Here is a 16,797-nt window from a genome sequence, read left to right as displayed (position 1 = left end):
GTGTCCTTTCGCACGGCCGTCAGGAGCCGACGGTCTGGGCGGGATGCGGGGTGGAGGGGGTGGAGTGCAGGGCGTTCGACGTGAAGTGCGCGATGGTCTCGGCCGGCAGGGGCGGGACGTCGATGGGGACGGACCCGTTGCGGAGCGAGCGCGTGGCCAGCGCGCCCGCGGCGACGGCGGCGCGGGCCGCGATCGGGGACAGCTCCGACGGTTCGCCGAGGGCGACGGACCGCAGGAACTCGGTCATGGTGAGCAGGTCGGCATCGGCGTGGCCGTCCTCGACGCCGTCGATCGGGTACTCGCGGTCCCCCGCGGTGTCCCAGCCCCGGCGGTGCGTCCAGACCTTCACGACGCCACCACCGGTGTCACCGATGTTCTCGAGGCGCCCCTCGGTGCCGATGACGGTGTAGTTCCGCCAGTAGTCCGGCGTGAAGTGGCACTGCTCGTAGCTGGCCTGCACGCCGTTGTCGAGCGTCATCATCACCATCGAGACGTCCTCGACGTCGACGACGGGGTTCAGCCCGGTCTGGGCGAGCGGTGGCCAGTTGTCGTGGGAGAACCAGTCCCCCATCAGTTCACCGCTGCGGTCGCGGCGGTCGGTGACGTCGCCGTAGACCGACAGCGAGCCCATCCCGACGACCCGGGCGGTGTCGCCCCCGCCGAGCGCGTGGATGACGTCGAGGTCGTGGCTCGCCTTCTGCAGCAGGAGCGAGTTCACCTTGCTGCGGTCGGCGTGCCAGTCCTTGAAGTAGTAGTCACCGCCGTTGCCGACGAAGTGCCGGCACCAGACGGCCTTGACCTGGCCGATCTCGCCACGGCCGATGATCTCGCGCATCAGGCGGACGACGGCGGCGTGCCGGAAGTTGTGTCCGACGTACAGCGGGGTGCCGGTCCGGGCCGCGGTGTTCAGCACCGCGTCGGCGTCCTCGACCGTGATGGCGAGCGGCTTCTCGAGGTAGACGGCGATGCCCGCGCGGAGCAGGTCGATCGCGATCTCGGCGTGGGTCCAGTCCGGCGTGGTGACGATGGCGGCGTCGACGTGACCGGTGAGGTCCAGGTGGTGTTCGACCACCAGGGCATCCGGGTACTCGTCGAGTCCGCGCCGGCGGCCCGCCGCCGTGACGTCCGCGACGGCCACGACCCGGGCCTGCAGCGACGCGTCGGCGGCGGTGGCCTCGGCCACGTGGCGCGCGATGGCGGACCGCTGGCCCATCCCGATCACCGCGACGCGGAGTCCTGCGTTGTCGACGCCCATGCTCATCGCTCCCTTGCGTGAATGTGACGTCCATGATGCCGAATCGCTCATGAATGCACAATAGGCGCTCACGGATCGCTCACGCATCCGCGCAGGGAAGGGTTTTACACGATCGAAACGTCCGGCCCACCCGGGGCCGGACGCACGGAGGGCTCAGTCGGCGACGACGAGCTCCACGCCGGCGCTGGCCAGGTCGGCGGCGAACGAGGCCGGCACGGGCTGGTCGGTGACCAGGACGTCGATGCGGTCGAGTGGGCAGATCCGGGCGAAGGTGGAGCGTTCGATCTTGGTGGAGTCGGCGACCACGACGACCCGTCGACCGACCGAGGCGAAGTGCCTGCTGACCTCGGCCTCGCCCTCGTGCATGGTCGTCGCGCCGTACTGCCCGGTGAGTCCGTCGACGCCGAGCACCACCAGGTCGAGGGCGAACTCGTCGAGGGTGTCCCGGACGAGCGGCCCGACCAGCTCGTAGGACTGGCGTCGGGCCACGCCGCCGGTGACCACGATCTTCACGTTGGCACGGACGGACAGCTCGTACCCGACGTTCAGGGCGTTCGTCACGATCGTGATGCCGAACTCGCCGTCAGCGCGGATGAACCGTTCGCTCTTGCCGAGTTCGCGCGCGACCTCGGTCGTGGTCGTCCCGCCGTTGAGCCCGACGGTCTCGCCGGGCTGCACGAGCCGGGCGGCGGCACGGGCGATCGCGGTCTTGGCCTCGGCCTGCCGGGCGATCTTGTACTGCAGCGGCAGCTCGTAGCCGGCACCGAGTGCGGCCGCTCCCCCGTGCGTGCGGGTGACGAGTCGCTGGTCGGCCAGCATGGCGAGGTCACGGCGGGCAGTCGCGGCGGATATCCCCAGCAGCTCCCCGATCTCGGCGATCGACACGTTGCCGCGTTCGCTCACCAGTTCGAGCAGGGCGTTCAGCCGCTGTTGGGGGGTCATGACGGTCATCCTACGGCGTCGCCGCCGTCCCTCGGTGATCGGAAATGACGTTTTGCCCTTCCCTTGCGCACGATCGCTCGCTACGCTTCCTGATCATCGATCACCCGGATCGATCCGGACCCGGAAGGCTCCCATGACCGACACCTTCGTGAGCGCTGAACTGGCCTCGCAGCCGGAGACCTGGCGTGCAGCCGCCGCGCTCCTGCCGACCTTCGCCGACGCGCTCCCCCAGCCGGGCGAACGCGTGGCCGTGATCGGCTGCGGGACGAGCTGGTTCATCGCCATGAGCTACGCCGTCGCCCGTGAGCAGGCGGGCCTCGGCGTCACCGACGCCTTCGCCGGGTCCGAGTACCCCGCGTCACGCGAGTACGACCGCGTGCTCATGATCAGCCGCTCGGGCACGACGACCGAGATCGTCGACCTGCTGCAGGCCTTGCCGTCCCAGCGGACCGTGCTGGTCACCGCCGTCGCCGACAGCCCCGCCGCGGCCGTCGCCGACCAGGTGGTCGCACTACCCTTCGCCGACGAGCGCTCGGTCGTCCAGACCCGCTTCGCCACCACGACGCTCGCACTGCTGCGAGCGTCCATCGGCGACGATGTCGACGCGCTCGCAGCCCAGGCCGAGACCGCACTGACGGTGCCGATCGACGACCTGCTCGACGCCGAGCAGGTCTCGTTCGTCGGTCGTGGGCCCGCCGTGGGTCTGACGTTCGAAGCCGCGCTCAAGACGCGCGAGGCCGCGCAGTTCTGGGCCGAGTCCTATCCGGCGATGGACTACCGGCACGGCCCGATCGCGATCGCGCAGCCCGGCCGACTCGTCTGGTCGCTCGGCGCGGCACCCGAGGGCCTGGCCGCCGAGGTCGCCGCCACCGGTGCCCGGTTCGTCCAGCACGACCTCGACCCGCTCGCCGGACTCGTCGTCGTGCACCGGTTCGCCGTCGCCCTGGCCGAGGGACGCGGGCTCGACCCGGACAACCCCCGGTCGCTCACCCGGTCGGTCATCCTCACCTGATGGGTGGCGCAGGCGCGGTGCTCGGGGTCGACGTCGGCGGCACGGGCATCAAGACCCGTCTGACGACCGCCGACGGACTCGTCCTCGACGAGACCCGGGTACCGACGCCGCGTGACGACCCGGACGCCGAGCGCCTCGCCGTGGTCGTCGCCGGACTGGCTGCCCAGGCCACGCGACGGGCGCCGCTCGGAGCGATCGGGCTGGTGACCCCCGGCGTCGTCGACGAGACCCGCGGCACCGTCGACCTGTCCGTCAACCTGGGATGGCGAGACGTTCCGGTGCGTGACCTCGTCCGTGCCGAGCTCCTGCGACAGGCGATCGACGTCCCGCTCGCCTTCGGCCACGACGTCCGAGCCGGTGCCCTGGCCGAGGTCCGGGCCGGCGACCCGGCACTGTCTCGGGGGTCGGTCTCGTTCGTGCCGGTCGGCACCGGGCTCGCGAGCGCCCTGGTGGTCGACGGTGTCGTCGTGTCCGGTGGTGGCTGGGCGGGGGAGATCGGGCAGGTCCGGATCCAGACCGGCCCGCACGCGGGTCACCGCGTCGAGGAGATCGCGTCCGCCGGGGGAGTCGCACGTCGTGCCGCTGCTCCGTCCGCACACGCCGCCATGCTCCTGGTCCGCCAGGGCGACCCAGCCGCCCGTGCGGTCTGGGACGACTGCGTCGCGGTCCTGGCCGATGCGCTCGCCTGGACCACCGCGGTCGCCGGGAACCACACGATCATCGTCGGCGGGGGACTCGCCGAGTCCGGACCGCTGCTGCTCGACCCGCTGCGCGCTGCCGTCGCGGAGCGTCTGCGGGGCGTCCGTGTCCCCGTCATCGTCCCCGCCCGGCACGGCGACGCAGCCGGCGCCATCGGTGCGGGGATCCTCGCACGCGAGCTGCTCGAGACCGAGACCGGGGTCCTGCTGTGACCGCCCTCGTCCGGGCCCGTCGCATCGTCACGGCCCAGTCGGACCTGCACGACGGCTGGCTCGTCATCGGCGATGACGACACTGTGCTGGCGACCGGCACTGGGTCCCCGATGCGCACGGACACCGCCGTCACCGTCGACGGTGCGATCGTGCCCGGGTTCGTCGACCTGCACGCCCACGGCGCACTCGGGCACGACTTCGCCGGGTGCTCCGCCGAGGACGCCCGTGCCGCCGCTGGGCACCATCGGTCACGGGGCACGACCACCCTGGTCGGGTCCATCGCCACGGGCGAGCGCGCGGACACCGTGGCGGCCCTCACCCGGCTCCGACCGCTCGTCGCGGACGGCACGCTCGCCGGGCTCCACCTGGAGGGGCCGTGGATCGCGCCCGCCCGTCGCGGGGCGCACCGCGTCGACCTGCTGCACGCCCCGGACCCCGCCGAGGTCGACGCCTACTGCGACGCCGCGGGTGGCGCCCTGCGGATCGTCACGCTCGCGCCGGAGCTGCCCGGTGCCCTCGACGCCGTTGCCCGCTTCGTCGGAGCCGGGGTCGTCGTCGCCATCGGCCACACCGACGCCACCGCCGAGCAGACCCGCCGCGCGGTCGACGCCGGCGCCTCGCTCGTCACCCACCTGTTCAACGGGATGCCACCGCTGCACCACCGCGCGCCCGGGCCGGTCGGGGTCGCGCTCACCGACGACCGGGTGCTGCTCGAGTGCATCGTCGACGGCCACCACCTCGACCCGGTCGCCGTCGACGTCGTCCAGCGCAGCGCACCGGGCCGGATGGTCCTGGTCTCCGACGCCATGGCCGCGACCGGTTGCCCCGACGGGGCGTACACGGTGGCCGGATCGGCGGTGACCGTCCGCGACGGTCTCGCCGTGCTCGCCGACGGTTCGTCGCTGGCGGGCAGCACGATCACGGTCGCCGACGCCGTCCGCCGCCTGCTCGACGCGGGGACCGACCTGCCCGAGGTCGTCGCTGCTTCCGCGGCGCGTGCGGCACGCCTGCTCGGGGCACCGGCGCCCCTCAGCGTGGGCGCCCCCGCCGATCTGCTCGTGCTCGACCCGGAGCACGGCAGCGTCCGAGCCCTGCCGACGGCGGTGGTCTCGTGATCCTCGTCGTCACCCCGAACCCCGCCGTCGACGTGACCTACCGGGTCGCCGAACAGCGCATCGGCGAGACCCAGCGCGTGCTCGGGGTCGAGCGACGCCCCGGCGGCAAGGGGCTGAACGTCGGCCGGGTCCTCGCCGCCACCGGTGTCCCGACCCATGCCGTGCTGCCCCTCGGCGGCGACGGCGGGCACTGGATCGCCGACGCCCTCGACGGCCTCGGGCTCGTCCACACCGACGTCGCTGTCCGTGGCGAGACCCGCACGACCGTGACGGTGGTGGACGACACCGCGCACCCGACGATGTTCGGGGAGCCCGGGCCCGTGCTCAGCCCCGGCGAGTGGGACACCGTCACCACCGCGGTCGAGACACTGCTCGTCGGCGGTGCCGCCGGTGCCGACGGTGCCGCCGATGCCCCGCACGCCGCGGCCCTGGTGGTGTCGGGTTCCCTGCCCCGCGACACCGACCCCGCGGTCGTCGCCCGCTGGGTCACCGCCGCCCGTCGCCGCGGTGTGCTCTCCGTGGTCGACTGCTCGGGCACCGCGCTGCTGGCTGCCGCTTCGGCCGGGGCGACGGTCTGCAAGCCCAACCGCGAGGAACTGGTCGAGGCCACCGGCGCCGACGACGAGCGGTCGGGGGCGCTCCGACTCCTCGGGCTCGGCGCCGCGGTCGTCGTGGTCTCCCGGGGTTCCGAGGGCATCGCCGCCCACACCGCCGACCACGTGCTCGAAGTGCCTGCGGTCCCCGGGGTCTCAGGCAACCCCACCGGCGCCGGCGACGCAGCCACCGCCGGACTCGTCGGTGCGCTCGTCGCTGCCGGCCTCCCCACGCCCGAGGGCAGCGTCAGCGCCCCCGACGACGCCACCCTGCTCCGCGCGCTGCGGTCCGCCGCCGCACACGGGGCTGCCGCCGTCCTCCAGCCGGTGGCCGGCGCGGTCGACCCGGCTGACGTCGACCGCTTCCTGTCCACCCCGCCCGCTCCTGCTCCCGCACACGACCGAACGAGGACCTCCGCATGATCACCGACCTCGCCCTCACCGGCCTGCTCGACACCGCCCGCACGGCACGCCGCGGGGTCGGCGCGTTCAACGTGGTGCTGCTCGAGCACGCCGAGGCGATCGTCTCCGGTGCCGAGCTGGCGGGGCTGCCGGTGATCCTGCAGATCAGCGAGAACTGCGTCCGGTACCACGGCGGCCTCGCACCGATCACGACCGCGACCCAGGCCGTCGCACGTGCGGCCGACGTCGAGGTCCTCGTGCACCTCGACCACATCGAGGACCCCGAGCTGGTGGCGGCCGGCGTCGACCTGGGCGTCGACTCGGTCATGTACGACGGCTCGCACCTGGACTTCGCCGCGAACGTGGCTGCAACGCGGGAACTCGCTGCTCGGTGTCACGCCGCGGGGGTCGCGATCGAGGCCGAGCTCGGCGAGGTCGGCGGCAAGGACGGCGTGCACGCACCCGGCGTCCGCACCGATCCGACCGACGCCGCCGCGTTCGTGGCCGACACCGGCGTCGATGCCCTGGCGGTCGCGGTGGGGACGTCGCACGCGATGCAGACCCGCGAGGCGTCGGTGGACCGTGACCTGGTCGAGCGCCTGCGTGCTGCGGTGCCGGTGCCGCTCGTGCTGCACGGCTCCTCGGGCCTGTCCGACGACGAACTCCGCGGCGCCGTGCACGCGGGGATGACGAAGATCAACATCTCGACGCACCTGAACGGCCTGTTCACCCGTGCGCTCCGCACCGTGCTCGACGAGCGGCCGGACGTCGTCGACCCGCGCAAGTACGTCGCAGCGGGCCGGGACGCCATCGCCACCGAGACGGCGCGGCTGCTGACGCTCCTGCACGCCTGACGAGCGAGCGGAGCAGACGAGCACGCGCGACCGCGACGCTCAGCAGAGCGGGACGTTCACCGCGAGCCCGCCCATCGCGGTCTCCTTGTACTTCGAGGACATGTCCGCCCCGGTCTGCCGCATCGTCTCGACGACCTGGTCGAGCGACACGTGGTGCACCCCGTCGCCACGCAGGGCCATCCGGGCGGCGTTGATCGCCTTGTTCGCCGCGATCGCGTTCCGCTCGATGCACGGGATCTGCACCAGCCCGCCGATCGGGTCGCAGGTCAGCCCGAGGTTGTGCTCCATCGCGATCTCGGCGGCGTTCTCGACCTGCTCCGGCGTGCCCCCGAGGACCTCGGCGAGCCCCGCAGCCGCCATCGACGCTGCCGAACCGACCTCGCCCTGGCAGCCGACCTCGGCGCCGGAGATCGACGCCCGTTCCTTGTAGATCGACCCGATCGCCCCGGCGGTCAGCAGGAATCGCACGACGGCGTCGTCCCGTTCGTCCGCGGAGGCGTCGGCGACCGTGGGGACGTAGGTGCGCGCGTAGTACAGCACCGCGGGGATGATGCCGGCGGCACCGTTCGTCGGGGCGGTGACGACGCGGCCACCGGTGGCGTTCTCCTCGTTGACCGCCATGGCGACGAGGTTCACCCACTCCATCGCGAAGAGCGGGTCGTGGTCGGGGTCCTCGCGGGTGAGCTGCTCGTGCCAGGTGGCCGCGCGACGACGGACGTCGAGCCCGCCGGGCAGGCACCCGCCCCGGCGGACGGATCGGTCGACGCACGACTCCATCACGCCGTGGATCCCGAGCAGCCCCGAGCGGACCTCGGTGTCCGTCCGGGTGACGGCTTCGTTCGCCAGGGCGACGCCGCTGATCGGCAGGCCCGAATCCGCGCAGGCGGCGAGCAGCTCGGCACCGCTCGAGAACGGGTACGGCACGGCGTCGTCGACCGGGATCGCGGCACCGGCGACGGCAGCCGGTGCGTCCACGGCGGGTTCGGCCTCGTCGTCCCGCGCGATGAACCCGCCGCCGATCGAGTAGTAGGTCTCGTCGGCCAGGTCGACACCCGCGGCGTCACGGGCTCGCAGCCGCATGGCGTTCGGGTGGCGGGGCAGCATCGTCAGGGGGTGCAGGACGATGTCGGCGATGCGGAACGGCACGCTCGCTCCGCCGTCGAGCCGCAGGACGCCGTCGCGTTCCAGCGCCTCGAGTGCGCGGGCCATGGCATCCGGGTCGACGGTCTCGGGGTGCGAGCCCATGAGCCCCGCGACGACGGCGCCGAGCGTCCCGTGGCCCTGCCCGGTCGATGCGAGGGACCCGTACAGGTCGACCACCACGGAGGCGACGGGCAGGCCACGCACCAGGCTCGCGAACTCGGCACCGGCCCGCATCGGGCCGACGGTGTGCGAGCTCGAGGGGCCGACACCGACGCTGAACAGATCGAAGACGGAGACCGGCACGCCGCCACACTAACCCGTCCGGACGGACCGGTGCTCAGCGCCGCCGACCACCCTCGGGCGGCATCACGAACCACAGCACGACGTAGGCGATCCACAGCGGCCCGGGGAACAGGCTCAGGATGACCCAGATCACCCGGACCAGGGTGCGGGACAGGGTGAAGCGGTCGGCGAGACCGGCGCAGACACCGGCCAGCAGACGACCGTTGCGGGGACGGGAGAGTGTGCTCATACCGACGACGCTACGCAACGCCGCCGGTCCGGCGCATCCGGGACGCACCCCGAGCGTGGTGGGGGAAACCCCCGGACCCGCGTGGTCGTGGGGTCAGGGGATGAGGACGATCTTGCCGCGCGTGTGGCCGTGCTCGAGCTCCTCGAAGGCGTCCTGCACGCGGTCGAGCGGGTAGGTCGCGGCGACGGGCACCTCGATCGCGCCGTTCGCGACCTCGAGTGCGAGCGCGCCGAGGATCTCCGGATCGGCCGTGTCCGCACTGCCCGAGGTCTTCGCCCCGACCTCGGCGGCCTCGTCGAACGCGATGATCGTCTCGATGCGGTCGACCGGCACCCCGAGCGCGATGCCGAGCCGGACGTACTCGGCGCCGTGGGTGTCGATCACGGCGTCGACACCGTTCGTCGCGAGTTCCGTGATGCGCTCCTGCAGGCCGTCGCCGTACGCGACGGGTCGTGCGCGCTTGGAGCGGAGCCACTCGTGGTTCACCTCGGACGCGACGGCGATGACGTCGATGCCCTCGTTCGCGAGCAGCTGGGTGACGAAGCCGCCGACCCCGCCCGCGGCACCGGACACCACGACGGTCTCACCGGCACGCGGGTCGACCGCGCGGACGGCCGCCGCCGCGGTGGTCGCGATGACGTCGAGGCCACCCGCCACCGTCCAGTCGAGCAGGCGTGGCTTCTGGACGACCTGCACGGCCGGCACCGAGACGTACTCGGCCTGGCTCGCGCGGTCCCACGACCAGCCGATGACCTCTTCGCCCTCGTCGACGCCGTCGACCTCGGCTCCGACGGCGACGACGATGCCGGCGAAGTCGGTGCCCTGCCCGGACGGCAGGTCGCCGCCGAACGCGCCCTGGCGGATCGCCGACTCACCGGGGTTGATCCCGGCGGCGCGCACGCGGACGAGCACCCGCCCGGCGGTCACGTCGGGCACGGGCACCTCGGCGACGTGCAGGACCGATCGGTCACCCCACTCGTCGAAGCGGACAGCGCGCATGGTCTCCGGGATCTCAGTCATCGGGACCGACGCTACCCCGGAGCGCCGCACCCGGCCTGCTTGGACCGCTCCATCCTTGCAAGAGCAGGAGAGTGTGAGCGTGCGACAGTGCGAGACTGAGAGCATGCCCATCCTGAACAAGGACATGCAGGTCTGCATGTCGCTGGCCGCGCGACCGAGCAACATCGGCACCCGTTTCCACAACTTCCTGTACGACGAGCTCGGTCTCGAGTTCCTGTACAAGGCGTTCACCACGACGGACCTGCCCGGCGCCGTCGCCGGCATCCGTGCGCTCGGGATCCGCGGGTGCTCGGTGTCGATGCCCTTCAAGGAGGCGATCATCCCGCTCGTCGACCACATCGAGGACTCCGCCGCCGCGATCCAGTCGGTCAACACGGTCGTGAACGACGACGGCGTGCTCACCGCGTCGAACACCGACTACGAGGCGATCGCCGCACTGCTCGGGTCGCACCGGGTCGACCCGGCTTCGCGGGTGCTGCTCCGCGGCTCCGGCGGCATGGCCAAGGCCGTCACGGCGGCGTTCCGAGGCGCCGGCTTCGACCGGTTGACGGTCGTCGCCCGCAACGAGCAGACCGGCCCGGCCCTGGCGACGCAGTACGGCTACGAGTGGGTCGCCGACGAGCGTGAGGCGGGGGAGACCGACCTGGTCGTCAACGTCACCCCGCTCGGCATGCGCGGCGACCAGCAGGACGCACTCGCCTTCGCGCCGGAGCGGATCGAGGCTGCCCACACCGTCTTCGACGTGGTCGCGTTCCCGTCGGAGACCCCGCTCGTGCGGGCGGGCCGCGACGCCGGCAAGCACGTCATCACCGGCGCCGAGGCCATCGCCCTGCAGGCAGCCCGTCAGTTCGAGCGGTACACGGGCGTCGCCCTGACCGACGACCAGGTGGCGCGGGCCAGCGAGTTCTCGCGCGCCGAGTAGTCGACGCACCCACAGGGCGGACGGGAGGTGGGCCCCACCCGCCGGTTCCGGCGTGACGCGCCAGCGGCACGACGGCCGTGACGGGAGGCCCGTGGCGGCGCCGCCACGGGCCTCCCGTCCGTTCGTGGGGACGTCTCAGGCGGTCGCCGAGCGCCCGACGGCCACCCACTCGAGGCGGCGGAGCGTCTCGCGGTTGCGCATCCAGATGAGCGGCTGCATGAGGAAGTCCGGCACGTGCGAACCCGGCCCGGCCACCGCGTTCTCGGTGATCGTGACCTTGCTGCCGTGCCGGTGCGGTTCGACCGTCAGCTCGACGCGGGCCTCGCCGATGGGCCAGCCCTTGGGCTGGATGACCATGCGGTGTGGCGGCTCCCAGACCAGCGACGTCGTGACGTCGTCGATGACGATCGGCCAGGCGCCGAACGAGTGGTGCAGCCGCGTGCCGACATGCGGCCACCCGGACTCCTCCTTGCGCATACGCGACGCCCCGACCACCCAGGTCGTGTAGAGCCACCCGTCGCCGAGCACGTCGAAGACGGCTTCGGGACGGCAGTGCAGGATGCGGACGTTCTTCGCCATGGTGTTCAGCCTTCCGGGGTGAGGTCGACGTCCTCCGGCAGTCCGAAGGTGTGCCGGAGCGCGCTCTTCGCCGCGTGCCAGCCGGCCATGCCGTGCACGCCGGGGCCGGGTGCCGCGGACTCGGAGCACAGGTACATGCCGCCGCCCATCCGCCACGGGTCGCTGGACAGGACGGGGCGCTTGACGAGCTGCCAGAAGCTCGCGGCACCGGCGGCGATGTCGCCACCGACGTAGTTCGGGTTGTACTCGCCCATCTGCACGGCGGTGCGGGAGCTCGACGACAGGATCGTGTCGCGGAACCCCGGCGCGAAGCGCTCGATCTGACGGGTGACGGCCTCGGTCGGGTCGACGTCCGAGCCCGCGGGGACGTGCGCGTAGGCCCAGAAGACGTGCTTGCCCTTCGGGGCGCGGGTCGGGTCCACCACCGTGGGCTCCGCGCCGAGCACGTACGGACGCTCGGCGTGCTGCCCGTTCGCGACGGCACGTTCGGCGGCCGCGATCTCCTGCCGGGTCCCGCCGATGTGCACGGTCCCGGCCTTCCGCAGCGACTCGTTGGTCCACGGCACCGGGTCGGACAGCGCGAAGTCGACCTTCGCCGCCGCGTTGCCGAACCGGAAGCGTCGCAGTGCGCCGCGCTTCGGGGTCGGGATCTGCTTGCCCGCGATCCGGAGCATGCCGGGCACGCTCGTGTCGAACAGCACCGCCTTCGCCGGGGTGAGGTCACCGAGCGACCGGACCTCGTGTCCGGTGACGATGCGGCCGCCGTGCGCGACGAGGTCGGCGGCGAGCGCGTCGACGATCGCCTGGCTGCCACCGATCGGCACCGGCCAGCCGCGGGCGTGCGCGTACGAGCCGAGCGACAGTGCCGCCGCCGCGGTGGACAGGGACGGCAGGTGCTGGATCGAGTGCGCCGCGACGCCGGACACCATCGCCGGGGCGGCCTCGCCGCGGAAGCGCAGGTTCCACGCGGCGGTGCCCTGCTCGAGCGCCCGCAGCCCGAACCGCAGGACGGTCAGGGGGTGCCGCGGCACGTGCAGCAGCGCGTCGGTCGCGAAGTCCGCGACCTGGTCGGCGTTCTCCGCCAGCGGCGCCATCAGCTGCCGGAAGGCCGGTCCGTCCACCCCGAGTTCAGCGGCGGTGCGGTCGAGGTCCTGGTACGCGATGCCGGCGCGACCGTGGTCGAGCGGGTGGCCGTACTGCACCTCGGGCAGGCGGAGCTCGATGCGGTCCTCCATGCGGAAGCGCCGGAAGAACTCGGACTGCAGGGCCATCGGGTGCACTGCGGAGCAGACGTCGTGCAGGAACCCGGGCAGGGTGAGCTCGGCCGTGCGGGCACCGCCGCCGATCGTGTCGTTCCGTTCGACGACCTCGACCGACAGGCCCGCGCGGGCCAGGGTCACCGCCGCCGCGAGTCCGTTCGGTCCCGCTCCGACGACCACCGCATCCACCATGCCCCGAGCCTAGGGACTCGTGACTGCGTGTGGTGTCGGTCAGGTGCGCGAGGTGTCGGGGTCGGCCGGGTCGGACTCGTCCTGGTCACCGTCGGCGTCGTCCGGTTCGTCGGCGTCGACCGGAGTCGATCCGACGGGGTGCTCGGCGAGCAACTCGGCGAAGTCCTCGTCGAGCATCTGCTGCAACCGGTCGTCGCGGCCGATCTCGTAGTCGTCCGCCGGGCGCTGTGCCCAGCCGAGGCGTCCGACGACGGTGGTGCCGATGTCGTCCCAGGCGCGGGCCCGCGCGGCGAGGACGATCCCGTCGACGAAGTGCTGGTCGTCGCGTCGCTTGTCGAGCATGGCAGCGAGTTGCTCGTACGTGGCCTCGCGCATCCGGAGCTTCAGGTCGTCGCCGCGCCGGTAGTCGTGCTGGTGGCGGGAACGGCCCTTCTGCTTGCTCGAGGTGGAACGGATGTCGCGCATCCGTGCGGCGTCACCCCGTTGTTCCTCGGCCATGCGGTGGAGTTCCTCGCGCGTGGCCTCGGCGATGAGTGCGTGGTCGAAGTACCCCTGGTCACGCAGGGCGTTCGTGATGATGCGGTTGGCCACCGCGATGGTGACGGCGGCCTTCGCGATGAGGAAGCCCTCGTCGACCGCACGCTTCAGTTCGACCTGGCTGATGGGTCGATCGCGCACGTCGTGGTTGCGTCGTCCGAACAAGGCCATGCTCCGACGATACCGGCGACCGGTGTCGGTCCGTCTGCACGGGGGCGGCGGACCTCAGAGGAGCAGGCCGTAGACCGCGACGTCGACCCGCTCGGGGCCGAGCGGCAAGGCGCCACGCAGGGTGCCCTCGTGGGTGAAGCCGAGCCGCTCGGCGAGCCGCCGGCTCCGCACGTTGTCGACCGCCGTCCGGATCTCCACCCGGGCCACGCCGCGGGCCCGGGCAACGCCGATCAGCACGGTGGCGGCCCGCCGGGCGACACCACGGCCCTCCTGTCCGGCGTCCACCCAGTAGCCGAGCGATGCCTGCCCCAGGTACGGGTCGAACGTCAGCGAGGCCACCCCGACCACGCGGTCGTCGTGGCGGATGACGCAGGGCAGCGAGCGGTCCATCGCGTACTGCCCGAGCAGCCGCTCCGTGTGCAGGGCGATGGCCTCGCGTGTCTGCGGGTCCCACGCCCAGGGCTCGGCGGCCCGCAGACGATCGGTGTTGGCGTGCACGAGTGCGAGCACCTGGTCGACCGTCGTCAGGTCGCGCAGCGTCAGCGTGGAGCCGTCACCGAGGTCGCGTCCGAACGTCGTCACCGCTCCGACACTAGGCAGCCCTGCCTGTCACTCGTACCGGAGCGCCTCGATCGGGTTCTGCCGTGCGGCTCGTCGTGCCGGCAGGGTGCCCGCCAGGAACGCGATGAACATCACGACGAGGATGATCGTGGCGACGGACCCTGGAGCGAACTGCATGATCTGCAGCCCCGGCAGGTCCTTGAGGAGCGTGCCGGCCAGGACGTTCGAGATCCCGGTGCCGAGCGCGATCGCGACCCCGGCGCCGATGGCGCTGCCGAGGAACCCGATGAAGACCGCCTCGAGCGAGAACAGCGTGTAGACCTTGCCGCCGCCCATGCCCATCGCCTTCATCAGGCCGATCTCGCGGGTGCGCTCCTGCACGCTCATGAGCAGGGTGTTGATGATGCCGAAGCCGGCGGCGATGAGCGCGATCACGGCGAAGGCGTTCAGGACCCCGACGATGCCGCTGATGACGGTCTGGAACTGACCGAGCTGGTCCTGGATGGTCTGGCCGAGGAACCCGTCGTCGGCCAGGGACTTCTTGACCGTGGTGACGGAGGCGCCCGGATCGAGCGTCGCGGTGGCGCTGGCGTAGGAGGTCGCGATCGAGTCGGGCTTGCCGATCTCCTGCGCGGCCTGCATGGCGTCGGTCAGCGCGGCGTTCGCCCCGGCCCCACTGCCGAACAGCGACTCGTTCTGCACGCCCACGACCGTGGCGGTGAGCGTGTGCGCCTTGCCCTGGTAGTCGTCGACGGCGATCGTGAGTTCCTTGCCGACGGCGGCGGAGGCGCTGCCGAGGCCCATGTTCTTCAGGTAGTCGGTCGGCAGCATCACCTGGTTGGCGTCGGTCTGGTCGTCGAGCTGCTTGCCGCTCGCCAGGTCGGCGTCGAGCTCGCCGGCGTTGGCCGTGAGCGAGACGACGTACTTGCCGTGGTCGCCGTACTCGGCGTACTTCGGCGCGAGAGCGACCGCGGGGCGGAGGCTCTTGATGCCGTCGGTCTTCTCGATCGCGTCGACGTCGGACTGCGACAGGTAGGAGAACGACGCCGGGCCACGGTCGACACTCTGACCAGAGGCCTCGGGGTCGTACTTCGCCGGGCCGCTGTCGGTCGAGCTGGTGTCGACCGCCTTCGTGATGGTCAGGGAACCGGTGTCGCCGATCGACGAGACCTGGGTGTCGATGTAGTTGCTGACGCCCGTGCCGATGGCCGAGGTGAGCGTGATCGTGAAGGCGCCGATGAAGATCGCGATGACGGTCAGGGTCGTGCGCAGCTTCGAGCGGAAGGTGTTCGAGACCGCGGTGCGCAGGAGGTCGAGGAAGTTCATGCGGAGTGCCTTCCGTGCGTGGCGGACGCGTCGACCGCGTCGTCGGGTCCGCCGACGATCAGGCCGTCGCGGACGTTCACGCTGCGGTCGCAGCGCGCGGCGAGCTCTTCGTCGTGCGTGACCACGACGAGCGTGATCCCCCGCTCGCGCTGCAGCCCGAACAGCATGTCCTCGACCACCTGTCCGGTGTTCGTGTCGAGGTTGCCGGTGGGCTCGTCGGCGAAGATCACGCTGGGCTCACCGACCAGCGCGCGGGCGATGACCACGCGTTGCTTCTGGCCGCCGGACAGGTCGTTGGCGTCGTTCTTCGCCTTGTCGGCCAGCCCGAGGGCGTCGAGCGCCGCCATGCCCCGTCGCTTCCGCTCGGCCCCGGAGACGCCGGCGATCTTGAGCGGGAGCACGACGTTGTCGAGCACCGAGGTCTTCGGCGTCAGGAAGAACTGCTGGAACACGAAGCCGAACGTGCTGTTCCGGGTGCGGTTGACCTGGCGGGCACCGAGCGTCGCGGCGTCGGTGCCGTCGAGCAGCACCTGTCCGGCCGACGGCTTGTCGAGCAGCGCGAGCAGGTGCATGAGCGTCGACTTGCCGGAGCCGGACTTGCCGACGATCGCCAGGCTCTCGCCCTGGTGCACCGCCAGCGACACCCCCTTGAGCGCGTCGAACCGCGTCGCGCCGCGGCCGTAGGTCCTGGCGAGGTCACGGGCCTCGAGCACGGGAGTGGTCATGCGTTCACCGTAGTCCGGTGCACGACTGCAAGTTTGCGTTTGCTGTAGATCATGTGACGTTCCGGTTACAGTCGGGCCATGCCCGACTCCGCGACGCCGTCAGAACTCGGTCTCCGTGACCGCAAGCGCATCGAGACCCGCAACCGCATCGCCGAGGCCGCTCGGTCCCTGGTGCTCGAGCAGGGCGTCGACGGCACCACGATCGAGCAGGTCGCCGCCCGCGCCGACGTGTCCCCGCGGACGTTCTTCAACTACTTCGAGAGCAAGGAGGACGCGGTCCTCGGGCACACCGAACTCGACCTCGAACCCGCCGCCCTCCAGGCACACCTGGAATCCGTCTCGGGGGAGCCGGCAGCGCAGGCGGTCGTCGACCTGGCGTTCCTGGTGTTCGGGTCGTCGTTCGGCGACGAGCACGAGCGGCTCGAGCGCAAGGCCGTCATCGTGCGGTTCCCGCAGCTGATGCGTCGGCAGGTCGCGCGGATGACCACGGTCGCCGAGGCGATGACCGGCGCGGTGCGCACGATCCTCGAACGCGACCCGGCCTGGGGGCCGGACGCCGCGACCCCGCAGGCGGCCGAGATGCTCCTCGGCATGTGCATGACGGGCTTGCGCAGTGCCGCTCGGCACGAGGGCTCCGACCCCGAACAGGTGCGGGCGGCGGTGGTCGCGGCGATCCGCGACACGGCGGCGCGCATCGCCGCGGCCTGAGACGCGACCACGAACGCACGGGAGGCACGGTGCCAGCT

18 protein-coding genes are annotated in these 16,797 nt (G+C 72.1%); 7 read left to right on the top strand and 11 right to left on the bottom strand.

Features of this window, described 5'->3' with window-relative positions:
• Window positions 1-19 precede the first annotated feature (19 nt).
• Both H489_RS32020 and H489_RS32015 read right to left on the bottom strand, forming a co-directional pair.
• Complete coding sequence (locus tag H489_RS32020) at window positions 20-1,261, bottom strand: Gfo/Idh/MocA family protein (RefSeq protein ID WP_017887919.1); 1,242 nt, start codon at window positions 1,259-1,261, stop codon at window positions 20-22.
• Window positions 1,262-1,408: 147 nt separating this feature from the next.
• Window positions 1,409-2,197: a DeoR/GlpR family DNA-binding transcription regulator gene (locus H489_RS32015; RefSeq protein ID WP_031260150.1), complete on the bottom strand. Its 789-nt coding sequence runs from the start codon at window positions 2,195-2,197 to the stop codon at window positions 1,409-1,411.
• A gap of 133 nt (window positions 2,198-2,330) precedes the next feature.
• Here H489_RS32015 and H489_RS32010 point away from each other — a divergent pair, with 133 nt between their 5' ends.
• The 5 genes from H489_RS32010 to H489_RS31990 are packed head-to-tail and all read left to right on the top strand — an operon-like array spanning window position 2,331 to window position 7,084.
• Window positions 2,331-3,209, top strand: coding sequence for an SIS domain-containing protein (locus tag H489_RS32010; protein ID WP_017887917.1), 879 nt, complete (start codon window positions 2,331-2,333; stop codon window positions 3,207-3,209).
• On the top strand, window positions 3,209-4,120 hold the full coding sequence (locus H489_RS32005; protein WP_017887916.1) for an ROK family protein: 912 nt from the start codon (window positions 3,209-3,211) through the stop codon (window positions 4,118-4,120). The genes H489_RS32010 and H489_RS32005 overlap by 1 nt, the downstream gene beginning before the upstream one ends.
• Window positions 4,117-5,235, top strand: a complete 1,119-nt coding sequence (gene nagA / locus H489_RS32000) for an N-acetylglucosamine-6-phosphate deacetylase (RefSeq protein WP_017887915.1) — start codon at window positions 4,117-4,119, stop codon at window positions 5,233-5,235. The genes H489_RS32005 and nagA overlap by 4 nt, the downstream gene beginning before the upstream one ends.
• Complete coding sequence (locus H489_RS31995; RefSeq protein ID WP_017887914.1) at window positions 5,232-6,251, top strand: 1-phosphofructokinase family hexose kinase; 1,020 nt, start codon at window positions 5,232-5,234, stop codon at window positions 6,249-6,251. The genes nagA and H489_RS31995 overlap by 4 nt, the downstream gene beginning before the upstream one ends.
• Window positions 6,248-7,084: a class II fructose-bisphosphate aldolase gene (locus H489_RS31990; RefSeq protein ID WP_017887913.1), complete on the top strand. Its 837-nt coding sequence runs from the start codon at window positions 6,248-6,250 to the stop codon at window positions 7,082-7,084. Before H489_RS31995 ends, H489_RS31990 begins: the two co-directional genes overlap by 4 nt.
• A 39-nt stretch (window positions 7,085-7,123) precedes the next feature.
• Here the strand turns inward: H489_RS31990 and H489_RS31985 are convergent, their stop codons facing one another.
• From H489_RS31985 to H489_RS31975, 3 genes are all read right to left on the bottom strand, one after another.
• Window positions 7,124-8,530, bottom strand: a complete 1,407-nt coding sequence (locus H489_RS31985) for an L-serine ammonia-lyase (protein ID WP_017887912.1) — start codon at window positions 8,528-8,530, stop codon at window positions 7,124-7,126.
• A gap of 34 nt (window positions 8,531-8,564) precedes the next feature.
• On the bottom strand, window positions 8,565-8,759 hold the full coding sequence (locus tag H489_RS31980; protein WP_017887911.1) for a PspC domain-containing protein: 195 nt from the start codon (window positions 8,757-8,759) through the stop codon (window positions 8,565-8,567).
• A gap of 93 nt (window positions 8,760-8,852) precedes the next feature.
• Window positions 8,853-9,779, bottom strand: a complete 927-nt coding sequence (locus H489_RS31975; RefSeq protein WP_031260148.1) for an NADP-dependent oxidoreductase — start codon at window positions 9,777-9,779, stop codon at window positions 8,853-8,855.
• 103 nt (window positions 9,780-9,882) lie between these two features.
• On the opposite strand from H489_RS31975, the gene H489_RS31970 reads away from it, so the two are divergent.
• Window positions 9,883-10,701: a shikimate 5-dehydrogenase gene (locus tag H489_RS31970; RefSeq protein WP_017887909.1), complete on the top strand. Its 819-nt coding sequence runs from the start codon at window positions 9,883-9,885 to the stop codon at window positions 10,699-10,701.
• 135 nt (window positions 10,702-10,836) lie between these two features.
• Here the strand turns inward: H489_RS31970 and H489_RS31965 are convergent, their stop codons facing one another.
• The 6 genes from H489_RS31965 to H489_RS31940 are packed head-to-tail and all read right to left on the bottom strand — an operon-like array spanning window position 10,837 to window position 16,051.
• On the bottom strand, window positions 10,837-11,280 hold the full coding sequence (locus H489_RS31965) for an SRPBCC family protein (protein ID WP_017887908.1): 444 nt from the start codon (window positions 11,278-11,280) through the stop codon (window positions 10,837-10,839).
• 5 nt (window positions 11,281-11,285) lie between these two features.
• Complete coding sequence (locus H489_RS31960; RefSeq protein ID WP_017887907.1) at window positions 11,286-12,731, bottom strand: phytoene desaturase family protein; 1,446 nt, start codon at window positions 12,729-12,731, stop codon at window positions 11,286-11,288.
• Between the two features lie 39 nt (window positions 12,732-12,770).
• Window positions 12,771-13,439 carry a hypothetical protein gene (locus tag H489_RS31955; protein ID WP_017887906.1) on the bottom strand — a complete coding sequence of 223 codons (669 nt, stop codon included), beginning with the start codon at window positions 13,437-13,439 and terminating at the stop codon, window positions 12,771-12,773.
• A 54-nt stretch (window positions 13,440-13,493) separates the two neighbouring features.
• Window positions 13,494-14,021: a GNAT family N-acetyltransferase gene (locus H489_RS36995; RefSeq protein WP_017887905.1), complete on the bottom strand. Its 528-nt coding sequence runs from the start codon at window positions 14,019-14,021 to the stop codon at window positions 13,494-13,496.
• 27 nt (window positions 14,022-14,048) lie between these two features.
• Complete coding sequence (locus H489_RS31945; protein WP_017887904.1) at window positions 14,049-15,326, bottom strand: ABC transporter permease; 1,278 nt, start codon at window positions 15,324-15,326, stop codon at window positions 14,049-14,051.
• Window positions 15,323-16,051 carry an ABC transporter ATP-binding protein gene (locus H489_RS31940; RefSeq protein WP_031260145.1) on the bottom strand — a complete coding sequence of 243 codons (729 nt, stop codon included), beginning with the start codon at window positions 16,049-16,051 and terminating at the stop codon, window positions 15,323-15,325. The genes H489_RS31945 and H489_RS31940 overlap by 4 nt, the downstream gene beginning before the upstream one ends.
• Window positions 16,052-16,129: 78 nt before the next feature.
• Here H489_RS31940 and H489_RS38520 point away from each other — a divergent pair, with 78 nt between their 5' ends.
• Window positions 16,130-16,759 carry a TetR/AcrR family transcriptional regulator gene (locus H489_RS38520; RefSeq protein WP_017887902.1) on the top strand — a complete coding sequence of 210 codons (630 nt, stop codon included), beginning with the start codon at window positions 16,130-16,132 and terminating at the stop codon, window positions 16,757-16,759.
• The last annotated feature ends 38 nt before the right edge of the window (window positions 16,760-16,797 follow it).

The sequence above is a fragment of the Curtobacterium flaccumfaciens UCD-AKU genome (genome assembly GCF_000349565.1).
GTDB classification, from domain to species: domain Bacteria; phylum Actinomycetota; class Actinomycetes; order Actinomycetales; family Microbacteriaceae; genus Curtobacterium; species Curtobacterium poinsettiae.
The sequence above is the reverse complement of the archived record's forward strand: the minus strand, read 5'-3'. Positions and strand labels throughout refer to the sequence as shown.

Bases quoted from the DNA above. Each gene is read 5' to 3' on its own strand.
- H489_RS31980 (WP_017887911.1), bottom strand. From the start codon at position 8,759: ATGAGCACACTCTCCCGTCCCCGCAACGGTCGTCTGCTGGCCGGTGTC.
- H489_RS31940 (WP_031260145.1), bottom strand. From the start codon at position 16,051: ATGACCACTCCCGTGCTCGAGGCCCGTGACCTCGCCAGGACCTACGGC.
- H489_RS31960 (WP_017887907.1), bottom strand. From the start codon at position 12,731: ATGGTGGATGCGGTGGTCGTCGGAGCGGGACCGAACGGACTCGCGGCG.
- H489_RS32015 (WP_031260150.1), bottom strand. From the start codon at position 2,197: ATGACCCCCCAACAGCGGCTGAACGCCCTGCTCGAACTGGTGAGCGAA.
- H489_RS32005 (WP_017887916.1), top strand. From the start codon at position 3,209: ATGGGTGGCGCAGGCGCGGTGCTCGGGGTCGACGTCGGCGGCACGGGC.
- H489_RS31970 (WP_017887909.1), top strand. From the start codon at position 9,883: ATGCCCATCCTGAACAAGGACATGCAGGTCTGCATGTCGCTGGCCGCG.
- H489_RS31945 (WP_017887904.1), bottom strand. From the start codon at position 15,326: ATGAACTTCCTCGACCTCCTGCGCACCGCGGTCTCGAACACCTTCCGC.
- H489_RS31965 (WP_017887908.1), bottom strand. From the start codon at position 11,280: ATGGCGAAGAACGTCCGCATCCTGCACTGCCGTCCCGAAGCCGTCTTC.
- H489_RS31975 (WP_031260148.1), bottom strand. From the start codon at position 9,779: ATGACTGAGATCCCGGAGACCATGCGCGCTGTCCGCTTCGACGAGTGG.
- H489_RS38520 (WP_017887902.1), top strand. From the start codon at position 16,130: ATGCCCGACTCCGCGACGCCGTCAGAACTCGGTCTCCGTGACCGCAAG.
- H489_RS32010 (WP_017887917.1), top strand. From the start codon at position 2,331: ATGACCGACACCTTCGTGAGCGCTGAACTGGCCTCGCAGCCGGAGACC.
- H489_RS32020 (WP_017887919.1), bottom strand. From the start codon at position 1,261: ATGAGCATGGGCGTCGACAACGCAGGACTCCGCGTCGCGGTGATCGGG.
- H489_RS31955 (WP_017887906.1), bottom strand. From the start codon at position 13,439: ATGGCCTTGTTCGGACGACGCAACCACGACGTGCGCGATCGACCCATC.
- H489_RS31990 (WP_017887913.1), top strand. From the start codon at position 6,248: ATGATCACCGACCTCGCCCTCACCGGCCTGCTCGACACCGCCCGCACG.